Origin of the sequence: Brachyspira intermedia PWS/A (genome assembly GCF_000223215.1) — a bacterium.
Lineage (GTDB): Bacteria > Spirochaetota > Brachyspiria > Brachyspirales > Brachyspiraceae > Brachyspira > Brachyspira intermedia.
This window is the reverse complement of sequence record NC_017243.1, coordinates 3,194,342-3,213,058: the sequence shown is the minus strand read 5'-3', so window position 1 is coordinate 3,213,058 and position 18,717 is coordinate 3,194,342. Positions and strand designations below refer to the sequence as shown.

The following is an 18,717-nucleotide window of genomic DNA, read 5'->3' as shown; positions in this document are numbered from 1 at the left end:
GGGGGATTATAGATGGTAAGAGGAGTTTATACAGGTGCTAGCGGAATGATGGCTGAACAGGCTAGACTAGATGTTGTAGCTAACAATTTGGCTAATGTAGATAAACCTGGATTTAAAAGAGATACAGTAAGCTTTAAGGCTTTTCCAGAAATGATGGCTGCAAGAACAGAAGATGACGGAGTAGTAATATTTCCGCTTGGTTCTACAGATGTAAGACCTTATGTAGGAAGAATGGGAACAGGTGTTGAAGTTAATGAAGTTTTCACAGAATGGGAGCAGGGTTCTTTGAGAGAAACAGGCAATCAGCTTGATATAGCTTTGGGCGATAAAGGATTCTTTGCTATAGAAACTCCTAATGGTGAAAGATATACAAGAAACGGAAGTTTTTTAATAGATAAAGATCATTATCTTGTAACTAAACATGGCTATAAAGTTATGGGCGAGAATGGTTATATTCAGATAAAAACTAATAACTTCAATATAGACGAAGAAGGCAGAGTAAGTATAAATAGAAGATATCAAGACGGCAATACATTTGTACAGTTTAATGATAATGAATGGGAAGATGAAGAGATACTTGATACATTAAAAATAGTAAGATTTGATAATGAAAGATATTTGAAAAAAGAAGGTGAATCTTTCTGGGTAGATACAGATATCAGCGGTCCTGCTTATATAGCCCAAAAAGGTGTAGATAGACCTAAAGTATTATCAAGATTTTTAGAAATGAGCAATGTAAACCCTATAAATGAAATGGTTAGAATGATTGAAGTTCAGCGTGCTTATGAATTAAATTCCAAAACTATAGCTACTCATGATACATTGGTTGGCAGAGTAATTAATGAAGTAGGAAGAGTATAATTTTTTAATATATGCTTCATTTTTTTACAAATAAATTTTGATAAAAAATAAACGATAATATATAATAGTATATTAATGCATTTATTTAATAGAGGATATTATGGCTTCAGAAAAGATAAAACTACATGTTATTAGAAGGCTAAGAATTTTAACTATTCCAATATATTTATTAGTGGATATCGTTATTTGGAATATAGCTTTATTTTTTATATATAAAGAAATCCCGCCAATTTATGGACTAAAAATAGTCTTTTCTGCAATCTCTTTTATATTCTTCTTTAAGTATTTAAAAATGTGGAGGTTAAATTCTGAGATAAAATTAGCCAGCAGAGTGATATTGGTGTTTTTTATAATTTCCTTAGTAGGAAGTATTATAGAAATAATAGGATACTCTCTTATAACTAAAGCATTTTTACATACTACGGCATTGGCTATATTCAATGCTACCATAAATGCCGCTTTATTATCATGCGTATTTATGCTATTATTTAAATTATTATCTAAGAATTTTGAATTAGATGAAAATATAGTAACTTTTTATATACCTCTTATAGCTAAATTGGGACTTATAGTATATTTGTTCTTCTCAACTATAATATTAGCTTTTCTTTTGAATCATGTATCTATAGAAGAAGATGTTTATTTAAAAAATTACAGCAATTTAGTATTAAATGAAATGCTTACTATATCTGATAATATGAAAAAATTTGATGATAATATAAAATTAGATATGATGTCCTATTCAGAAGCAGTACTTAATATTTATTCTAATAAGAATGTAATTTCAAGAGATGATATACAAACTCATTTTGTTAATAGATTGGCATATATAAATGATACTTTAGAAAATAAATATGATTCAGTTTCAGTTAATATAAATCAGGAATATTTAGATACAGATCTTCCTTATTCTGTAACAATATCAAAAGATTCTGCTACAGACAGATATACAAGTAGAGTATCAGATGCTTTAACTATTCATAATTTTTTAGAAAATGACATACAAAATAACTTTGTAACCTTAGGCATAGATGTTTATGATAGAAATAATATATATGTATCTGCTTATACTCCTTTAAGGTTATTTGGAAGAGACATTGGATATCTTATATCTGAAACAGGTATAGGAAATGTTAATAGTATAATAAAAAAGAATGATCTTCTATCTCAATGGTCTTATATTTATTATGTTGCTGTAAAAAGAGATATAATACTTGGCTCTGACAGCAGATATATAGCTGAAAGTGCTTCAGAGGTATTATCATCATCTCCAGATCTTGTTAAAAATATAGAAAATTTTGAGAAATCATTTGGAGCTAATAAAACATTTGAAATATTTTATCCTATTAATATAGCAGGAAAAAAATCTATTGCTATAGTTTCATATATAGAGGAATTAAAAGTTATAGGCTTATATTATAAAGATGTAAGTACAATAATAAAAGATTCTGATATAAATATACAAATATTTAATTTTATATTTATATTTATATCTATATTTATTTTGTTCTTTGTTATTTATTTAGTTATATTAAAAATACTTTTATCTTCTATAAGCAGAGCTAATCAATCTACAAAAATGCTTTTAGGTGGAAATGGAGATTTAAGAAAAAGAATATCCTCAAAGAACAATGATGAAATAGGTGTTTTAATTTATAATTTTAACTTATTCTTATCTAGTTTGGATAATCTTATAGGAGACTTAAAAATAGAAAGTTATAAGGTATTTGAGGAGATAAAAGTAATAGAAAAAATTATCGATGAAAATACCAACAGAATAAATGATCAAAGCTCAAGTATCACTGAAAGTGTAGCTAGTGTTAATAATATTATTACTTCTATACAGAATGTTACTAATTCTACAGATCAGCAAAGACATGCCTTTTCATCAGCTTCTATTGCTGTAGAAGAGCTTTTACAGACAATCTATAAAATTAATGATAATATGGAACGTCAGTCATCAGCTGTGGAACAAACATCAGCTTCTATTGAGGAGATGATATCTAATATTACATCAGTGGCAAGAAGCGTTAATAAAGCAGACAGTTTCTCTAAAAAACTTCTTGTTGATGCTCATGACGGCGGTGATACGGTAGACGAAGTTATTGAGGCGGTTAGAGGTATTGAGGAAAGCTCTGACCAGATTAAAGAGATAGTTAACGTTATTCAAGGTATTGCTGAACAGACTAACCTTTTGGCTATGAACGCAGCTATCGAGGCTGCACATGCTGGAGAACAAGGAAGAGGTTTCTCTGTAGTTGCTGACGAGATTAGATCTTTGGCTGAGCACACAGCTGATAACACTAAATCTATTACTAACATCATTAAAGCTATTACTAAGAGAATAGAAGAAACAGTGGAGCTTGCAAGTAATAGTGGTAAATCTCTTGATAACATACTTGATATGTCAGAAAATACCGCAAGAGTTGTTTCTGAGATAAATACTGCAAACAGTGAGTTAGAGGTTGGCGGTAGAGATATACTTGAAACAATTAGACACTTGAATAATATTACAACAGGGGTTAAAGATAGCGTAAAAGAACAGATGAACAGCGGTGATGTGGTAGACAGCCAAATTACTTTGCTTGACCAGATTACTAGAGAAGTTTCTGATATAATTGAAGCTAATAGTTCCGGTGCTAAAGAAGTTATGCATGCTATGAGCTTTTTGAATGAGCTTTCTGTAAAAACTGTTGAGGGTAATAAAGAATTCTACACAGCCACAAGTAAATTAAATGAAATATTTGTGAAATTTAATGAGCTTATGGGTAAGTTTGTTACTAATGCAGACAATTTAGAAGAAGCTAAAAATGAAAGAGTTGCTAAAAAGAATCCTGAAAATTATACTGTTGATGAAAGAATGGATATGGAGCTTAGAAGTCTTGAAGAAGAATTCAAGAGGGATAATGATGAATTCAAAAAAGATGATGATGTATTAGAGATGCTTAAAGAGGATTTCAAAAATCCTGAAATGTTTAGTATGTAAATATATATTTATGACTTTTAATAATGAGATATTATGCATAATAATATCTCATTTTTTATATTTCTCTAATAATAAAGTTTTAACTATTAAAAAATAAGTAGGTTTAGATTATGGCAAATTATACTATAGCAGAAATTGATTTATCTATTTTGAAAAAAAATATGCAGATTATAAAGTCTATTATAAAAGATGTAAAACTTCTTAATATTGTTAAGGCTAATGCTTACGGACATGGTTTGATAGAGATATCGAAGGCATCAGAAAGATTTGGGGCGGATGCTTTGGGTGTTGCCAATGTTGAAGAGGGTATAAAAATAAGAGAGGCAGGAATTAAACTTCCTATATTAGTTTTATTTCAGCATTTTAAAGATGAATCAGATTTGGTATGCAAATATAATCTAAGTCCTATTATCAGCAATGATGAATGCTTAGAATCTTATGATAATTTTTTGAAAAAGAACGGCGGTAATTTGAACCTTTATATAAAAGTTGATACAGGATTAAACAGAATGGGTGCTAAGCCTGAAGAAGTAGTTTCCTTGGCAAAAAAGATATTATCTTATGATACTTTGAATATAGAAGGTATCAATACTCATTATGCTGCTTCAGATATGCAAGATGATTATTCTGTGAGCTTTACTAATAAACAGATTGAAGTTTTTAATAATGTATTGAATGATTTGAATAAAAATGGAATAGAAATAAAAAATGCTCATACTTCCAATTCTGCAGCTATAATTTCATATAAGAACACTTATTTTGATATGGTACGTGCTGGAATTATACTTTACGGCTATAATGATGAATTTTTAGGTATTAAGCCTATACTCAATTTAAAATCTCATGTTGTTTTAGTAAGAAATATAAAGAAAGGTGAAAGTATTTCTTATGGAATGACATGGACTGCAGAGAAAGATACTAAAGTTGCCGTTATACCTATAGGATATGCTGACGGAGTACCAAGAAAATTATCCAATAATTGGGAAGTTAAAATTAATGGAAAATATTATCCTTTACGCGGAAGAGTGTGCATGGATTCTATCATTGCCGAAATAGGAAATGATAATATAAAAATTGGCGATGAAGTTTTGATATTCGGAAATGATGAAAGAATTAATGCTGATACTTTAGCCGAAAGAATAGGAAGCATAAGCCATGAAGTGCTTGTTAATATAGGCGAAAGAGTAAAAAGAGTTTATATAGAATAATAAATTATTTTTTATACGATAAAAGCAAATCTATATCTTCAGAGTTCAATATTTGCTTAGGTATTATTATGGCCGACATTTCATCTATATAAAAAAATACGCATTTATTTGTAGAATCTATTTTTATTATTTCATCTTTATTAAATTGACTTGTTCCTTTATCTTCTTTGAAAACAACTTTATTGTCATATATAGTTAATTCTTTATCTCCAAAAACCTTATCCAATTTACCGCTTCTTACATACTCTTTTACTTTTTTAACAATCTTTTTCTCAAGGCGTTTTTTATATGTGAATATTTGAAGAATAGAAAAAGCAGACACTAGTAAAGCTATTACTACTATTAAAAAGGCATTATCTCTGAAATATATTGCCATAGATGCAAATACTACAATATACAACACTACAAGTATTATAATAGTTTTCTTTACTGATGAAGTCATATTTGAATTTGATTTCAAATAATGAAGCTGAAAATCTATAAAATCATCTTCTGTTAATCTGTATTTATATTCTTTTTTCATTATGCAGTTTTAATACCTTTTATTATTTTTAATTTTATTAGTATAGTATAATTGAATGTTTTTTCAAGTATTTGATCTTTTTCTATTTCCAATTTTTATTTGCAAGCTTATCGAGATTTGCTTTTTTATATTTCTCTCTTAATGTAATTGAAGGTATCCACCAAGCTGCATCAAAAACTTTTTTCTTGATTGATTCAATCTTTTCTAAATAGATATTATAATCATCATAAGTTTTCATTATATATACACTATAAGCATAAAAAGCATGTTTATCTCTGTCTATTTCTACATCTAATTTTTTCATTAGTTCATGACATTTTTTATAGAACTCATTTTTATTATCCGCCTTATAATTATTGAATGTATGCATTAATGATAAGAAATTATAATAATTACATTCTATTAATAATTCTTTTTTATTTTCTTTATAATAATTAAATACATTTTCAAAAACTTCTAATATAGCTATTGGGATTTTTTTAGCAGTATGCACACTTCCTGCAAGAGACGTACTTCTTTGAAGATAATAATATTTTGAATTATGATTATAATACATTTTAGGATTATTAGCCAAAATCCTATAGAACATATCAACATCTTCAGCCAATCTCACTTTTGTATATAATAATTTTTTTTCTTTAAGAAAACTTTTTTTATATAATTTATTCCAAGCAACAGCAAGAGGATATTCAGGTGTATTTTCTTTTTCTATTGCGCTTACATCAAAATTACTTATTCCTTCAAGGTATTTATCTTTGAAATCTTTTTTCCATTTTTCTAATCTATTATGATAATAAGGTTTTATATATCCCTTGCTTTCATTAACTGTATATATATTGTCTGTAAAAACTATATCAGCATCGTATTTTTTTGCTGTATTATATAAATGTTCTATATAATCATTAGAAACAAAATCATCTGAATCTATAAATGCCACATAATCAGCATTGCTATTATTAAATCCTGTATTTCTTGCAAAACCTAAACCCTGATTTTCATCATGATTAATAAGTTTTATTCTATCATCTTTTTTATTATAATCTTTAATTATATTCTCACAGCTATCTGTAGAACAATCATTAACGCATATTATTTCTATATCTTTTAATGTCTGATTGATAATGCTATCCAAACATTTAGGTAAATATTTTTCTACATTATATATAGGCAAAACAACTGATACTTTTATCATAAATTATAACCTTTTAATTTTTTATTCCCAAACTATTCTATATTCTTCTTCTCTATTATATTTACTATATGCAGGATCTGTTATAGTAAATCTTAATTTTATTGAATTATCTGTAAAAGTAAATGTTATAGTAAAACTATGATTTTCATTATTTGCATTTTGAAAATCAACAGTTTTTGTAAATACCATTTCTTCACTATATGAATCAGCTATATCAATATAAGCATCAGTAAAATAACTCCATTCTATTTTATTTTTTGATACTGTAATTTTATTATTTTTATTTTGATTATAGTATATTCCTACTCTTTCATTAAACTTTATATTTGTGCTGTCTGAAGTTTTTTCAAATGGAATTTCATTATTAGAATATCTTAATTTACTGTATAAAAAATCTATAAAATAAGTATTAGGTTCTACTCCGTTTATAGTTTCTTTTATATCGAAAGAAAAAGTTTTATTTGTAGTTTCAGGGTTTCCAAGTATATAAGTTCCTAGATTATTTGCTGTGTCTGCTTTCTTTCCTATAAAATTGATGTTTCCTGTTTCAAATATTATGAAGTCTAATGTTATATCTTTATTAAAATTGCCTTTTACTGAATATCTGCCTGCTCTATCTTTTAGTTTTAATGTATATATTGCTGATGTAGGGATATTATTGCAAGATAGTAATGCTGCCAATACTACAAAAGTTAATATAAAGTTTTTAGTATATTTCATAAATATGTCCGTTCAATTTTAAAGACTTACATATTAATTATATAGAAAGTATTTTAAAAGTAAAGCAAATAATATAAAGTTATCATAATATTTTAAAGTTTATGTATATAAATTTTTTACTATTTATGTTATAATTTACTTATATAAGGTATAAAATTTTAGAACTATAGTATATTTGTTATATATATTTTTTAATAAGGATTTTAGACATGATGAAAAACAAAGAAAGACTTTTATGGATATTTCTTTTAATTTTTGTAGTAGCAATTTCTTTTTTCAATTTTAAAAGTCCTTCGCTTGCAATAGCACAGCAGGGAAATGCTCAGTCTGATAATGATTTTTATTATTACAGCAGATTGTTCCAAAAAGTATTTGCAACTTTACAGCAGAATTTCGTTGATACTAATAGTGTAACAACAAAAAAACTTATGTATGGAGCTATAAAAGGTATGCTTGAAGCTACTGAAGATCCATTTACATTTTTACTTGATGAGGAATTAAATACAGCATTAAATACAGAAATGTCTGGTAAATACGGCGGAGTAGGACTTTCTATTTCAAAGAATGCTGATAAAGGCTTAATGGTAGTTTCTCCTATAGAAGATGGCCCGGGTGAAAAAGCTGGTATATTATCAGGCGATATTATTACAGAGATAGACGGAAAAAGCACAAAAGATATGTCTGTTGATAATGCCGCTAATATAATGAGAGGAAAAGAGGGCAGTAAAGTAACTTTAACTATAGTAAGAGAAGGAGTTGCAGAGCCTATTAAATATCCTCTTACAAGAGCAATCATTGAAATAAAAAGCGTTAAATATAAAATGGTTGATAATAATATAGGATATATAAGAATAACTACTTTCGGTGATGATACTGCTAGAGATTTAGAAAATGCTTTGATCGATCTTAAAAAACAAGGTATGAAAAAACTTATTCTTGATTTAAGAAACAATCCTGGCGGAAGACTTGATACTGCTATAAATATAGTAGAAGAATTCCTTACTGAAGGAAAAATAGTTTATACAAGAGGAAGAAGCAGAAATGAAAATCAGGATTATTATGCTTCTAAGAAAGGCGATGAATGGCTTGAAGGCGATACATTAGTTTTAGTTAATCAATACAGTGCTTCTGCTTCTGAAATACTTTCAGGTGCATTACAAGACAGCGGAAGAGCTAAACTTTTGGGCGAAACTACATTCGGAAAATTCAGTGTTCAGTATGTGCTTCCATTAGATGCTAGAGATAATACTTCTTTCAAATTCACTGTAGCACATTATTATACACCAAATGGAAGAAGACTTCATGGTAAAGGTTTAACTCCTGACTTTGTTGTGGTAGAGCCTAAACTTACAAGCACAGATATCACAGCTTTAACAGAGCTTAGAAAAGGCGGACAGATTTCTGCTTATGCTAAAAAATACCCTAATGAAAGTTCAGATGCTACAGCTTTGCCTGCTTTCAAAGAAGAGCTTAGAAAACAAAATATAATGCCTAGCGATTATTTACTTGAGCGTTTAATATATAATGAAAGAAACTTAGATAATTATAAAGAGATATATGATCTTCGTTATGATAAACAGTTGAAGGCTGCTATTGAATATTTACAAACAGGTAAAGAGCCTCCTCAAGATAAAGAAGAGCCTAGAGAAAATTGGTCAAATGAAAAAGAAGAAAATTAATAAGTTTTAATTTCTTTAATATAAAAAGGTGATAGTATTATTAATATTATCACCTTTTTTAATTGCATAAATATGCTTTGGCATGTTTTCTAAAGTGTTTTAGTTTATTTATATAAAAAATTGTATATACTGAAAATTTTTAAGTTTGTCAACTATTCGCCTATACCCTACGGGTACACTTCGTGTGGGCTTTCCGCACAGTATTGCAAATCATTATGGATAGCCAACTATACGTGCGGCTGATTACTTGTTATTTTACAAATATATAGTTTTATATTACATTAAAAAATATTTTAATACTATGTGTTAATATTTTATAAGTTATAATTACATTCAAAAATAATAAAAAATTGACAAAATATATTAGTTTAGATATATACCGTATATACCTATATTGACATTTTTATTTCTATAATATATATTATTAAACGAGGTTTTATTTTTATGAAAAGTTGTATTATGTCATTAATTGCATATTCCAACACAACATCATAAATAATATTAAAAAATAATAAAGCTAATGCCAAATTAGTAAGTAAGTGCACATACTTATAAAAATATAAACAATAATGGAGGTATATAATGAAAAAACTAATTTTAATTCTATCATTTTTATTGAGTATCTTTAGTATATCTTGTTCAAATAATAATAATAATAATATATTAGATGCTATAGTAAATAATGATTTAGAAGGTCTTAAAAAACTAATAAACAAAGAAAATATTAATACTGGAATAACCATAAAGGATGAGGTTTCTATATTAGATAGATCTTATGAGATTAATAAAGAAACTCCTATCATATTAGCTGTACTTAGTAGAAATAAAGATATGATAAGATATCTGCTTGATAATGGTGCTGATCCTTCTATTTATGATGGCAGAGAGAGAAATGCTTTTCTTTGGGCTTGCGGTGCAGGTAATGTTGAAATTATACAGATGTTAGTTGAACATGATCCTAATTTAGTTAATTCAAGAACTGGCAATAATGCTAATGGAATTATTATAGCAGCGGATTTTCGTAATATAGATGTATTTGAATATTTAGTAAAAGATTTAGGTCTTGATGTAAATCATATGGATGATTTAGGAGTAACTGCTCTGCTTTTATCTCGTAAAAAAGAGGCTAAAGAAAAATTAATAGAGCTTGGTGCAAAAAGATAAGAATAATAAAAAGTTAGCCATAGCAGCCAGTAACTTTAGTTGCTGGCTTATATTGGTGATGCTGTATGCACTTTCGATGAGGCATAGCAATATATGAAAGCAGATCATTTTATATATATAGTAATAATAAAATATAGTTTATAAAAATTGTGAGCCTTTAGAAAATTTATTTGTTAGAGTTTTATTAGCGAACAATTTTTATTAGTAATAATCTAGGTCGGTCATCACTTTTTGTGCTGTAGGTAATACTACTTATGGTTGGCATAGTAATAATAAAATATAATTTATAAAAATTGTGAGCCTCTAGCAAATTTATTTGCTAGAGGTTTATTGGCGAACAATTTTTATTAGTAATAATAGGAACTCAAATGGTAAAAAAATATATTGTATTAATTATTGTTGGAATAGTTTTAATGGTAAATATTTCTTATGGTATATCTCAAGATGAAAGAAATTTTTTGAATGCCTGTCATTATGGTTACATTGATATAATTGAAAAATTAATTGATAAAGTTAATATTAATGTTCAAGATGAAGAAAAAGGATATACTCCTTTAATGAATGCTATAAGAGGAAGAAAAATAGAAACTGTTAAAATTTTATTAGAACATAATGCAGATGTTACTAAAATAAAAAGTAATAACGGAAGAAATGCTTTTTTCTGGGCTGCTGCTTTAGATGAACTTGAAATGTTAAAACTATTTGAAAAATATAATCCTGATTTTAATACTGTAGATAATGATGGTGCTACTGCTTTATTTTATGCTAGTAAAATAGAAACTATGGATTATCTAATAAAAAACGGTATTGATGTTAATAAAAAAGATATAACTGGAAGAACTGCTTTAATACAATATTCTTTAGCATACCAAAGCCAAAATATTGTAAAGTTTTTAATTGAAAACGGTGCTGATGTTAATGCTCAGGATAATGAAGGAATAACAACATTGATGTTTGCTGTCAAGGATTATAATATTGAAATAGTAAATATGTGCTTATCAGCAAATGCCAATCTTCATATAAAAGACAAAGAAGGAAAAACTGCTTTATTTTATACATTATTATATTTTTATGCTATAGATTATGGTAAAAATATGACATATAATATGTTTGGAAAAATTAACACTGAGATAACTGAATTTATAACAGGGAATAGAAAAAAAGAACAAGAAGAAGCAACTAAAAATGTTATTAAATTTGTAAAGCTATTAATAGATAATGGTGCAGATATCAATTCACAGGATAACAAAGGAAACACTTTATTAATGTATGCTGTAACCTTTAAATATAAACCTCTTGTAGATGATATATTAAAATTAAATCCTAATGTGAATATAAAAAATAAAGAAGGTAAAACAGCTAATGATATAGCAAAAGAATACGGTTATAAAATAGTAAAATAGTGAATTTTTTATAAATTTGTAATATTTATGTTTTAATTTATATATATAAAGTAAATAAAAAACTTGTGAATGTAGTAAAAAATAAGTTTTTGATATATAATAAAAAAATGTAGTAGGACACACTTACTGGGGGTATAATAACAAGATAAAAATTACAAGATTTTGAAAATTATATTAATAAAAAAGTGAGCCAAACACAGACGTGCTTATTCACTACTTTAAGGCGACCAACGCTCTGCGTGCCGGAGGCAAGGCACCCTTCGGGTGACATAACAACAGAATAAAAAATTACGAGCTTTTGAAAATTATATTAATAAAAAAGTGAGCCGAGCCAGTGAATAAGTTTACTTATTCACTACTTTAAGGCGAGGCGAACATAACAATAATAGGAGTTATTCAATGAAAAAAATTATTTTATTTCTTTTAAGCATTAATTTATTATGGGCATTTCCACCTAGTGAAGCGTATTTTTCTGAACTTTTAAGCGATGATGGTAAAGTGACAAAAAATACACTTAAAGCCTATAATGTAGAAAGTTATGGTATGGTTTATTTTGATGGAGAGATTACATTAACAGGAGTTCTTGAAAGATCTGATAATGAAGATATGGGAAATAATTATACTGCTTTAAGATTTTATCCTGATAATAATGTAGATCTTCCTTTTTTATATGATTCATCTGAAATGAATTTGAAAAATCAAGGTGCTTCTAAATATGGTGATTCTTGGGATTTTAGCGGCGTTAAATTTGACAGATTGGAATTCGGTGTTTTATTAAAAAATATTGAAGTAAAATTACCAGAACCTTTGAATAAAAGATTTTTAGGTACTGCTGCTGTAAGAGCTGAAGTTACAATTAGATATTATCGTTTTTATGGAGAAGGTGAAGCATCTAGAGAGGCTTACGGTGCTATTGTAGGTTTTAAGGCTTTAGGTGATGTAGAAACAAAGTATTTTAGTAAATATAATTATAATGTAGGGGAGGTTCATTACAACGAACTTCAATATAATTCTAAAGATGATTATGTGAATATAAGAGATAAAGCAAATGGAAAAATAATAGGTAAGATTTTGAAAAACGATATGCTTTATGATGGGGGAGTTTTATTATCTATCAATGGAGAAGGTATTGATTATGAGAATTATCAAGATATCGAAACAAAGTGGCTTGAAGTATTTTATCTTCCTCCAGAGGCTGGAAACGGAGAAGATGCAATTCATGGCTTTGTGCATGGTTCACAGATAAAACTTGAAAACGGAGGCTATTAAAGAGCATAGCAATAATAAAAAATTATTAGCCTTTGAAGACTATATAAACTAAATAAAAAACTTGTGAGTGTAGTGACGAACAAGTTTTTTTATATATAATAAAAAGGCGTAGGCAAGACACCATTACGGATGACATAACAACAAAATAAAAAATTACAAGATTTTGAAAACTATATAACAAAAAAGTGAGCCGTAGCAGCCAGTAACTTTAGTTGCTGGCTTATATTAGCGTAGGCGAACATAACAATAATAGGAGTTATTCAATGAAGAAAATTATTTTATTTCTTTTAAGCATTAATTTCTTATGGGCATTTCCGCCTGATGCGGCACACTTCAATGAACTTTTAAGTGATAATGGTAAAATGACAAAAAATACACTTAAAGTAAAAAAACTTGATGGCACTTATTCTGCTGCTAAAATTTATTTTGATGGTGAGGTTACATTGACAGGGGTACTTGAAAGAGCTGATGATTTTGAGACTAATAATGCTTTAAGATTTTATCCTGATAATAATATTGACTTGCCTTTTTTATTTAGTACAGATTCCCATAATATAGATGATTATAAAGAATTTGAAAGATTAGACTTCGGTATTTTATTAGATGATAAAAATGTAAATTTACCATCTCCTTTGAATAAAGCATTTTTAGGAGTATCAGCTGTAAGGGCGGAGGTAACGATAAGAAACTATTCTTTTTATGGTGAAGGCGAAGCAGGAAGAGAGGCTTATGGTGATCTTGTAAATTTCAAACTATTGGGGGATATTAAAACAGAGTATTTTACTAAAGATAATTATGATAGAAATTATTATGATACTCTTGAATATAATTCTAAAGATGATTATGTGAATATAAGAGATAAACCAAATGGAAAAATAATAGGAAAGATTTTGAAAAACGATATGATTAATAATGGGGGGCTTTTATTATTAGTTGATAGTAACGGCGATTTAAGTGATTGGGAAAAAAACTGGATTGAAGTGTATTACTTACCTCCTGATGATAATGACGGCAAAGGTACGATTCATGGCTTTGTTCATGGTTCGCAGATAAAAACTAGATATAATTAAAAATAGAAAGGCTATACAGGCAATGCTTTGTGTGCTTATGAAGTATGCATATCAGCAGTGCCAATTTACAGGTGGCATACAACAATAGGAAACAACATGAATATAGGTGCTGTAAGATCAATTCCTACAATGTTTATTCTAAACTTCTTTACTTTAGGAATATACCATTACTATTGGATTTATTATATTACTTTAGAAGTGCAGAATTTTACCAAAAGAAAAGATATATCTCCTTTATTAGAACTTTTACTTACTATTATTACATGCAATCTTTACAGCATATTTTGGTACAACAAATACGGAAATATTATTCATAAAGAAATAGCTTTAAAAATTGATGAAAACGATAAAAATGATGTTACTCAAGCAGTTATGGTTTCATTTATTATTGTATTATTTGTGGGTATACCAATTATAGGGGGCTTAATATTTGCTTTTGTTATGGGAGCATTGTTAAGCGGTATGTCAGTACTTTACGGAGGAGCTTATAATAGTTTTACTTTGAATCCTGAAGTATTATTAGTATTTGCAGGTACTATATTAGCACTCATTATTATTGTTTTAGTGATTACTGCTATGTTACTCATTCCTGATATTATTATGCAAAAGAAATTAAACTCTATATGGACAAAAATAAAAGAACTTCATTATAATAAAAATTAATGAAGATAAAGGCTGGAATATTAAATAGCGGAAAAGATTGATTATATTTGTAACTATTCTTAAATAATTTTATGTGTTTTTGCAACTTTGACGAAGTCCGGGAAAAGTTGATAAAAAATAAATTAAAAATTTTTTATTTATATACACTTACCTATAAACTTTTATATTTTATTCTAAAATTAGAATTTTAATAAAGATAAAAAATTTAAATGGCTGTGTTTTAGAATGAATATTTTCTAATTTCCCGCCCTTTATATTTTATTGCCTTATTCTGTTATTTTTGTTTTTTGTTTCTTTGTTGTTTAAAAAGAAATGTTAACGCCAACCCAAGTTTTATTTAAATTTATAATGCATTCACCGCACGCAGAATATTATTATATTATTAAGTATATTTATCAATTACAATTATCATTATATATAAAATTTTACTTACCGTGCGTTAATAAAAATTCACAATTTAATAAACTCTAGGGTGGGTATTAAAATAACATAGCAAAATAATAAAATAAAATATAATAAAAATAACAGTTAAGATTATAAATTTAGAGGGTGGGGAGTTAGAATAAAATTTGTTTTTAAATCTTTTCTAATTTCCCGCCCTTTATATTTTTTTGCTTTATTATGTTATTTTTGTTTTTTATTTCTTTTGTTGTTTTAAAAGAAATGTTAACGCCCGCCCAAGCGATTTTTAAATTTAAAATCTATTTAACGCACGATTAATGAAATTTAATTATATGATTAGATTATAATTTTAAATTTTGTTATATTATTAATTTTATTCAACGTGCGGTATATAAGCATAACAAATTTAGATAAACTGTGTTGGAAAAATTGCAGTTTAAAGTTTAAATTTTAAAAGTATTTATAGCTTTATAAAACTTAATATAAAAAAATCCTTGACAATTAATGTTATATGGTTTATGATAAAAGCATCATATTGGATAGTGATTGTTTTAAATCTTTTAAGACAAGCTAAACCTATTTATATAAAGACGAAATTCGGAAGTATTGTATATTTTGTTTTTATATAAATAGGTTTTTTATTTTAGGAGAATTTATTATGAAAGTAGGAAAGATACTTAATAATAATGTTGTTGTTGTTTTTGAAAACGGTAAAACAGAAAAAATTGTTATGGGCAGAGGTATAGCCTTTGGTAAAAAAGTTGGTGATAGTATAGACGAAGAGAAAATTGATAAAACGTTCTTATTAGAAAATTCAGATAATAACAGCAAACTTCAGCAATTATTAAAAGATATACCTGCAGAATATTTAAATACTACAGAAAAAATTATTGCATATGCAAAAACTAAAGCAGAAAGAAGTTTAAATGATTTTTTGTATATCACTTTAATGGATCATATATATATGGCAATAGTTAGAACTAAAGACGGTGTAAATATAAAAAATATGATGCTTTGGGATATAAAGAAATTTTATAAAGATGAATATAATATAGGTTTAAAAGCTTTGGATATTATAGAAGAAGATTTTAATATAAGACTTTCAGATGATGAGGCAGGTTTTATAGCACTTCATATAGTTAATGCTCAAACTAATGATGATTACGGATGCATAAAAGAAATGGGCGAGATTACAAAACTTATACAAAAAATAGTTATGATAGTAGAGAGGCATTTTAATATAAAGTTCAATGAAGAATCTTTGTATTATAACAGATTTATAACTCATTTAAAATTTTTTGCTTTGAGATTGTTTCAGAAAAATATTTATAATGATAAAGAAGATGAAGATTTGTTATCTGTGGTAAAGATGAAATATAAAGAATCTTATGAATGCACTTTAAAAATAGCAGAATATATTTTGCTTTCTTATTCTTATGATATAAGCGATGAGGAGAAATTATATTTAACTATACATATAGAGAAAGCAAAAAGGAGAGAATAAAATATTTATAGGATTTAATATATTTGGATGGTGACATTAAGTTGGCCAAACCTTCATTATTATAAAAAAATTATTATAATTGGAGGATAAGCTGATGGGAAAATATGAATCATTGGCAAAAGAAATCATTAAAAATGTAGGAGGAAAAGAAAATATTAATTCTCTTACTCACTGTATCACAAGATTAAGATTCAAATTAAAAGATGAATCTAAAGCAAATGATGAAGTTTTAAAAAATATGGACGGTGTTGTTACAGTGATGAAAAGCGGCGGACAGTATCAGGTAGTTATAGGTAATCATGTAGCTGAAGTTTATGCTGATGTATGTACTATTGCCGGTTTAGAAAGTAAAAGTTCTAATAATGAGGAAGAAGAAAATAATAAAGGCAATTTATTTAACAGAGCTATAGATATAGTGTCAGGAATATTTCAGCCTATATTGGGAGTTATGTCTGCATGCGGAATGCTTAAAGGATTTAATGCTTTATTTCTTGCTTTGGGATTATATAAAGACAGTTCAGGACTTTCAATACTTTTAAATGGAATAGGCGATGCATTATTTATGTTTCTTCCTTTATTTTTGGGTTTTACTTCAGCTAAGAAATTTAATTTAAAACCTATGTTGGGTTTGGCAATAGGTGCTGCTATGTGTTATCCTGCTTTGCAATTAAGCACATTATCAAAGAATGCAGAGCCTTTATATACATTATTTGCTAATACAATATTTGCATCTGATGTTTATATAAATATTTTAGGAATACCTATAATATCAATGGACTATACATCAACAGTAATACCTGTAATATTTATAGTTTATTTTGCTTCTAAATGCGAAAAGTTTTTTAATAAGATAATACCAGATTTGGTGAAATTCTTTATAGTTCCTATGCTTGTGTTATTAGTTTCATTGCCTATAGGGTTTTTAATCATAGGACCTGTAACAATGTTCGGCTCTATGATTATATCACAAGCTGTATTTGCCGTTAGGAATGTAAGCCCTTTAATTGCAGGAACTATAGTAGGAGGCACTTGGCAGATACTTGTAATATTCGGTATGCATTGGGGATTTATACCTGTGTATATTAATAACATGGTAACATTAGGCTATGATAATATAATGATGCCTTTCTTCGGCTGTACTTTTGCAACTGCCGGAGTTTTGCTTGCTATATTTGTAAAAACTAAAGATAAGAAATTAAAAGAAATGGCATTGCCTAACTTTATATCAAGCGTATTCGGAGTTACTGAACCTGCGATTTATGGTATTACGCTTCCTATGAAAAAGCCTTTTATAATAAGCTGTATAGTAGGTGCTTTAGTAGGAGGTTTTTACGGACATTTTAATTTTAGAAAATTCTTTGCTGGCGGAATGGGTATATTCGAATTTCCTGCTATGATTAATCCAGATGGTACAAGCGGAAATATAATAGTTGCAGTATCAGGTGCAGTTTTAGCTATATTATTAGGATTTGTAATAACTTTCTTTACTTATAAAGATAAAGAGAAAAATGCAGAAATAACAGAATCTACAGAAAATAAAGAAAGTGTAAATGATAAAAATAAAACAGCTTTGCTTAATAAAGAAATAATATTCAGTCCATTAAAAGGAAAATTACTAAAATTAAAAGATTCAAAAGATGAGGCATTTGGTTCTGAAAGTTTAGGTAAAGGTGCTTTAATAATACCTGAAGAAGGCAAGGCAGTATCACCTATAAATGGTACAGTGAGCACAGTTACTCCTACGCTTCATGCTATAGGCTTAACATCTGACAGCGGTATAGAGATTTTAATACATATAGGAATCAATACAGTAGAATTAAATGGAAAATATTTTAAAAGCAATTTAAAAGAGGGAGATAAAGTTTCTATTGGAGATACTTTATTAGAATTTGATATTGATTCTATTGTAAAAGAAGGTTATTCTATAGAAAGTCCTGTTATAATAGTAAATACAGATGAGTATTTAGATGTATTAGAAACAGAAAGCAATGTTAATATAAATTATAAAGATTCAATATTAACAGTAATAAAATAATTATTTAAATAAAAGTTTAAATAATATAGGAGATATAA

14 protein-coding genes are annotated in these 18,717 nt (G+C 27.4%); 11 read left to right on the top strand and 3 right to left on the bottom strand.

Annotated features, from left to right (window positions below):
- Positions 1-12: 12 nt before the first annotated feature.
- The 3 genes from flgF to alr all read left to right on the top strand — a co-directional run bounded on the left by flgF (position 13) and on the right by alr (position 5,055).
- The gene (gene flgF / locus BINT_RS13980) at positions 13-861 is read left to right on the top strand and encodes a flagellar basal-body rod protein FlgF (protein ID WP_014489217.1); all 849 of its coding nucleotides are present in this window, start codon (positions 13-15) and stop codon (positions 859-861) included.
- Between the two features lie 100 nt (positions 862-961).
- Positions 962-3,847, top strand: coding sequence for a methyl-accepting chemotaxis protein (locus BINT_RS13975; RefSeq protein WP_041177522.1), 2,886 nt, complete (start codon positions 962-964; stop codon positions 3,845-3,847).
- 110 nt (positions 3,848-3,957) lie between these two features.
- Positions 3,958-5,055 (top strand): alanine racemase, encoded by a 1,098-nt coding sequence (gene alr / locus BINT_RS13970; RefSeq protein ID WP_014489215.1) that lies wholly within the window; start codon positions 3,958-3,960, stop codon positions 5,053-5,055.
- Positions 5,056-5,059: 4 nt separating this feature from the next.
- Here the strand turns inward: alr and BINT_RS13965 are convergent, their stop codons facing one another.
- The 3 genes from BINT_RS13965 to BINT_RS13955 form a co-directional block, all read right to left on the bottom strand.
- Positions 5,060-5,578 carry a YcxB family protein gene (locus BINT_RS13965; RefSeq protein WP_014489214.1) on the bottom strand — a complete coding sequence of 173 codons (519 nt, stop codon included), beginning with the start codon at positions 5,576-5,578 and terminating at the stop codon, positions 5,060-5,062.
- An 82-nt stretch (positions 5,579-5,660) separates the two neighbouring features.
- Positions 5,661-6,770, bottom strand: coding sequence for a glycosyltransferase family 2 protein (locus BINT_RS13960; protein ID WP_014489213.1), 1,110 nt, complete (start codon positions 6,768-6,770; stop codon positions 5,661-5,663).
- Between the two features lie 21 nt (positions 6,771-6,791).
- Entirely contained in the window at positions 6,792-7,490 is a 699-nt protein-coding gene (locus tag BINT_RS13955; RefSeq protein WP_014489212.1) for a hypothetical protein, read from the bottom strand.
- Between the two features lie 209 nt (positions 7,491-7,699).
- Here BINT_RS13955 and BINT_RS13950 point away from each other — a divergent pair, with 209 nt between their 5' ends.
- The 8 genes from BINT_RS13950 (at position 7,700) to BINT_RS13915 (ending at position 18,679) form a co-directional block, all read left to right on the top strand.
- Complete coding sequence (locus BINT_RS13950; RefSeq protein ID WP_014489211.1) at positions 7,700-9,169, top strand: S41 family peptidase; 1,470 nt, start codon at positions 7,700-7,702, stop codon at positions 9,167-9,169.
- Positions 9,170-9,751: 582 nt separating this feature from the next.
- A complete protein-coding gene (locus tag BINT_RS13945) occupies positions 9,752-10,333 on the top strand; it encodes an ankyrin repeat domain-containing protein (RefSeq protein WP_041177521.1) in 582 nt (193 codons plus the stop codon).
- Positions 10,334-10,701: 368 nt separating this feature from the next.
- Positions 10,702-11,736 (top strand): ankyrin repeat domain-containing protein, encoded by a 1,035-nt coding sequence (locus BINT_RS13940; RefSeq protein WP_014489209.1) that lies wholly within the window; start codon positions 10,702-10,704, stop codon positions 11,734-11,736.
- A 399-nt stretch (positions 11,737-12,135) separates the two neighbouring features.
- A complete protein-coding gene (locus tag BINT_RS13935; RefSeq protein ID WP_014489208.1) occupies positions 12,136-13,005 on the top strand; it encodes a hypothetical protein in 870 nt (289 codons plus the stop codon).
- Positions 13,006-13,268: 263 nt separating this feature from the next.
- Positions 13,269-14,075, top strand: a complete 807-nt coding sequence (locus tag BINT_RS13930; RefSeq protein ID WP_014489207.1) for a hypothetical protein — start codon at positions 13,269-13,271, stop codon at positions 14,073-14,075.
- A 96-nt stretch (positions 14,076-14,171) separates the two neighbouring features.
- Positions 14,172-14,738 (top strand): DUF4234 domain-containing protein, encoded by a 567-nt coding sequence (locus BINT_RS13925; protein WP_041177520.1) that lies wholly within the window; start codon positions 14,172-14,174, stop codon positions 14,736-14,738.
- Between the two features lie 1,060 nt (positions 14,739-15,798).
- On the top strand, positions 15,799-16,644 hold the full coding sequence (licT, locus tag BINT_RS13920; protein ID WP_014489205.1) for a BglG family transcription antiterminator LicT: 846 nt from the start codon (positions 15,799-15,801) through the stop codon (positions 16,642-16,644).
- A 94-nt stretch (positions 16,645-16,738) separates the two neighbouring features.
- Complete coding sequence (locus BINT_RS13915) at positions 16,739-18,679, top strand: beta-glucoside-specific PTS transporter subunit IIABC (protein WP_014489204.1); 1,941 nt, start codon at positions 16,739-16,741, stop codon at positions 18,677-18,679.
- Positions 18,680-18,717: the final 38 nt, after the last annotated feature.

Bases quoted from the DNA above. Each gene is read 5' to 3' on its own strand.
- flgF (WP_014489217.1), top strand. From the start codon at position 13: ATGGTAAGAGGAGTTTATACAGGTGCTAGCGGAATGATGGCTGAACAG.
- BINT_RS13975 (WP_041177522.1), top strand. From the start codon at position 962: ATGGCTTCAGAAAAGATAAAACTACATGTTATTAGAAGGCTAAGAATT.
- alr (WP_014489215.1), top strand. From the start codon at position 3,958: ATGGCAAATTATACTATAGCAGAAATTGATTTATCTATTTTGAAAAAA.
- BINT_RS13965 (WP_014489214.1), bottom strand. From the start codon at position 5,578: ATGAAAAAAGAATATAAATACAGATTAACAGAAGATGATTTTATAGAT.
- BINT_RS13960 (WP_014489213.1), bottom strand. From the start codon at position 6,770: ATGATAAAAGTATCAGTTGTTTTGCCTATATATAATGTAGAAAAATAT.
- BINT_RS13955 (WP_014489212.1), bottom strand. From the start codon at position 7,490: ATGAAATATACTAAAAACTTTATATTAACTTTTGTAGTATTGGCAGCA.
- BINT_RS13950 (WP_014489211.1), top strand. From the start codon at position 7,700: ATGATGAAAAACAAAGAAAGACTTTTATGGATATTTCTTTTAATTTTT.
- BINT_RS13945 (WP_041177521.1), top strand. From the start codon at position 9,752: ATGAAAAAACTAATTTTAATTCTATCATTTTTATTGAGTATCTTTAGT.
- BINT_RS13940 (WP_014489209.1), top strand. From the start codon at position 10,702: ATGGTAAAAAAATATATTGTATTAATTATTGTTGGAATAGTTTTAATG.
- BINT_RS13935 (WP_014489208.1), top strand. From the start codon at position 12,136: ATGAAAAAAATTATTTTATTTCTTTTAAGCATTAATTTATTATGGGCA.
- BINT_RS13930 (WP_014489207.1), top strand. From the start codon at position 13,269: ATGAAGAAAATTATTTTATTTCTTTTAAGCATTAATTTCTTATGGGCA.
- BINT_RS13925 (WP_041177520.1), top strand. From the start codon at position 14,172: ATGAATATAGGTGCTGTAAGATCAATTCCTACAATGTTTATTCTAAAC.
- licT (WP_014489205.1), top strand. From the start codon at position 15,799: ATGAAAGTAGGAAAGATACTTAATAATAATGTTGTTGTTGTTTTTGAA.
- BINT_RS13915 (WP_014489204.1), top strand. From the start codon at position 16,739: ATGGGAAAATATGAATCATTGGCAAAAGAAATCATTAAAAATGTAGGA.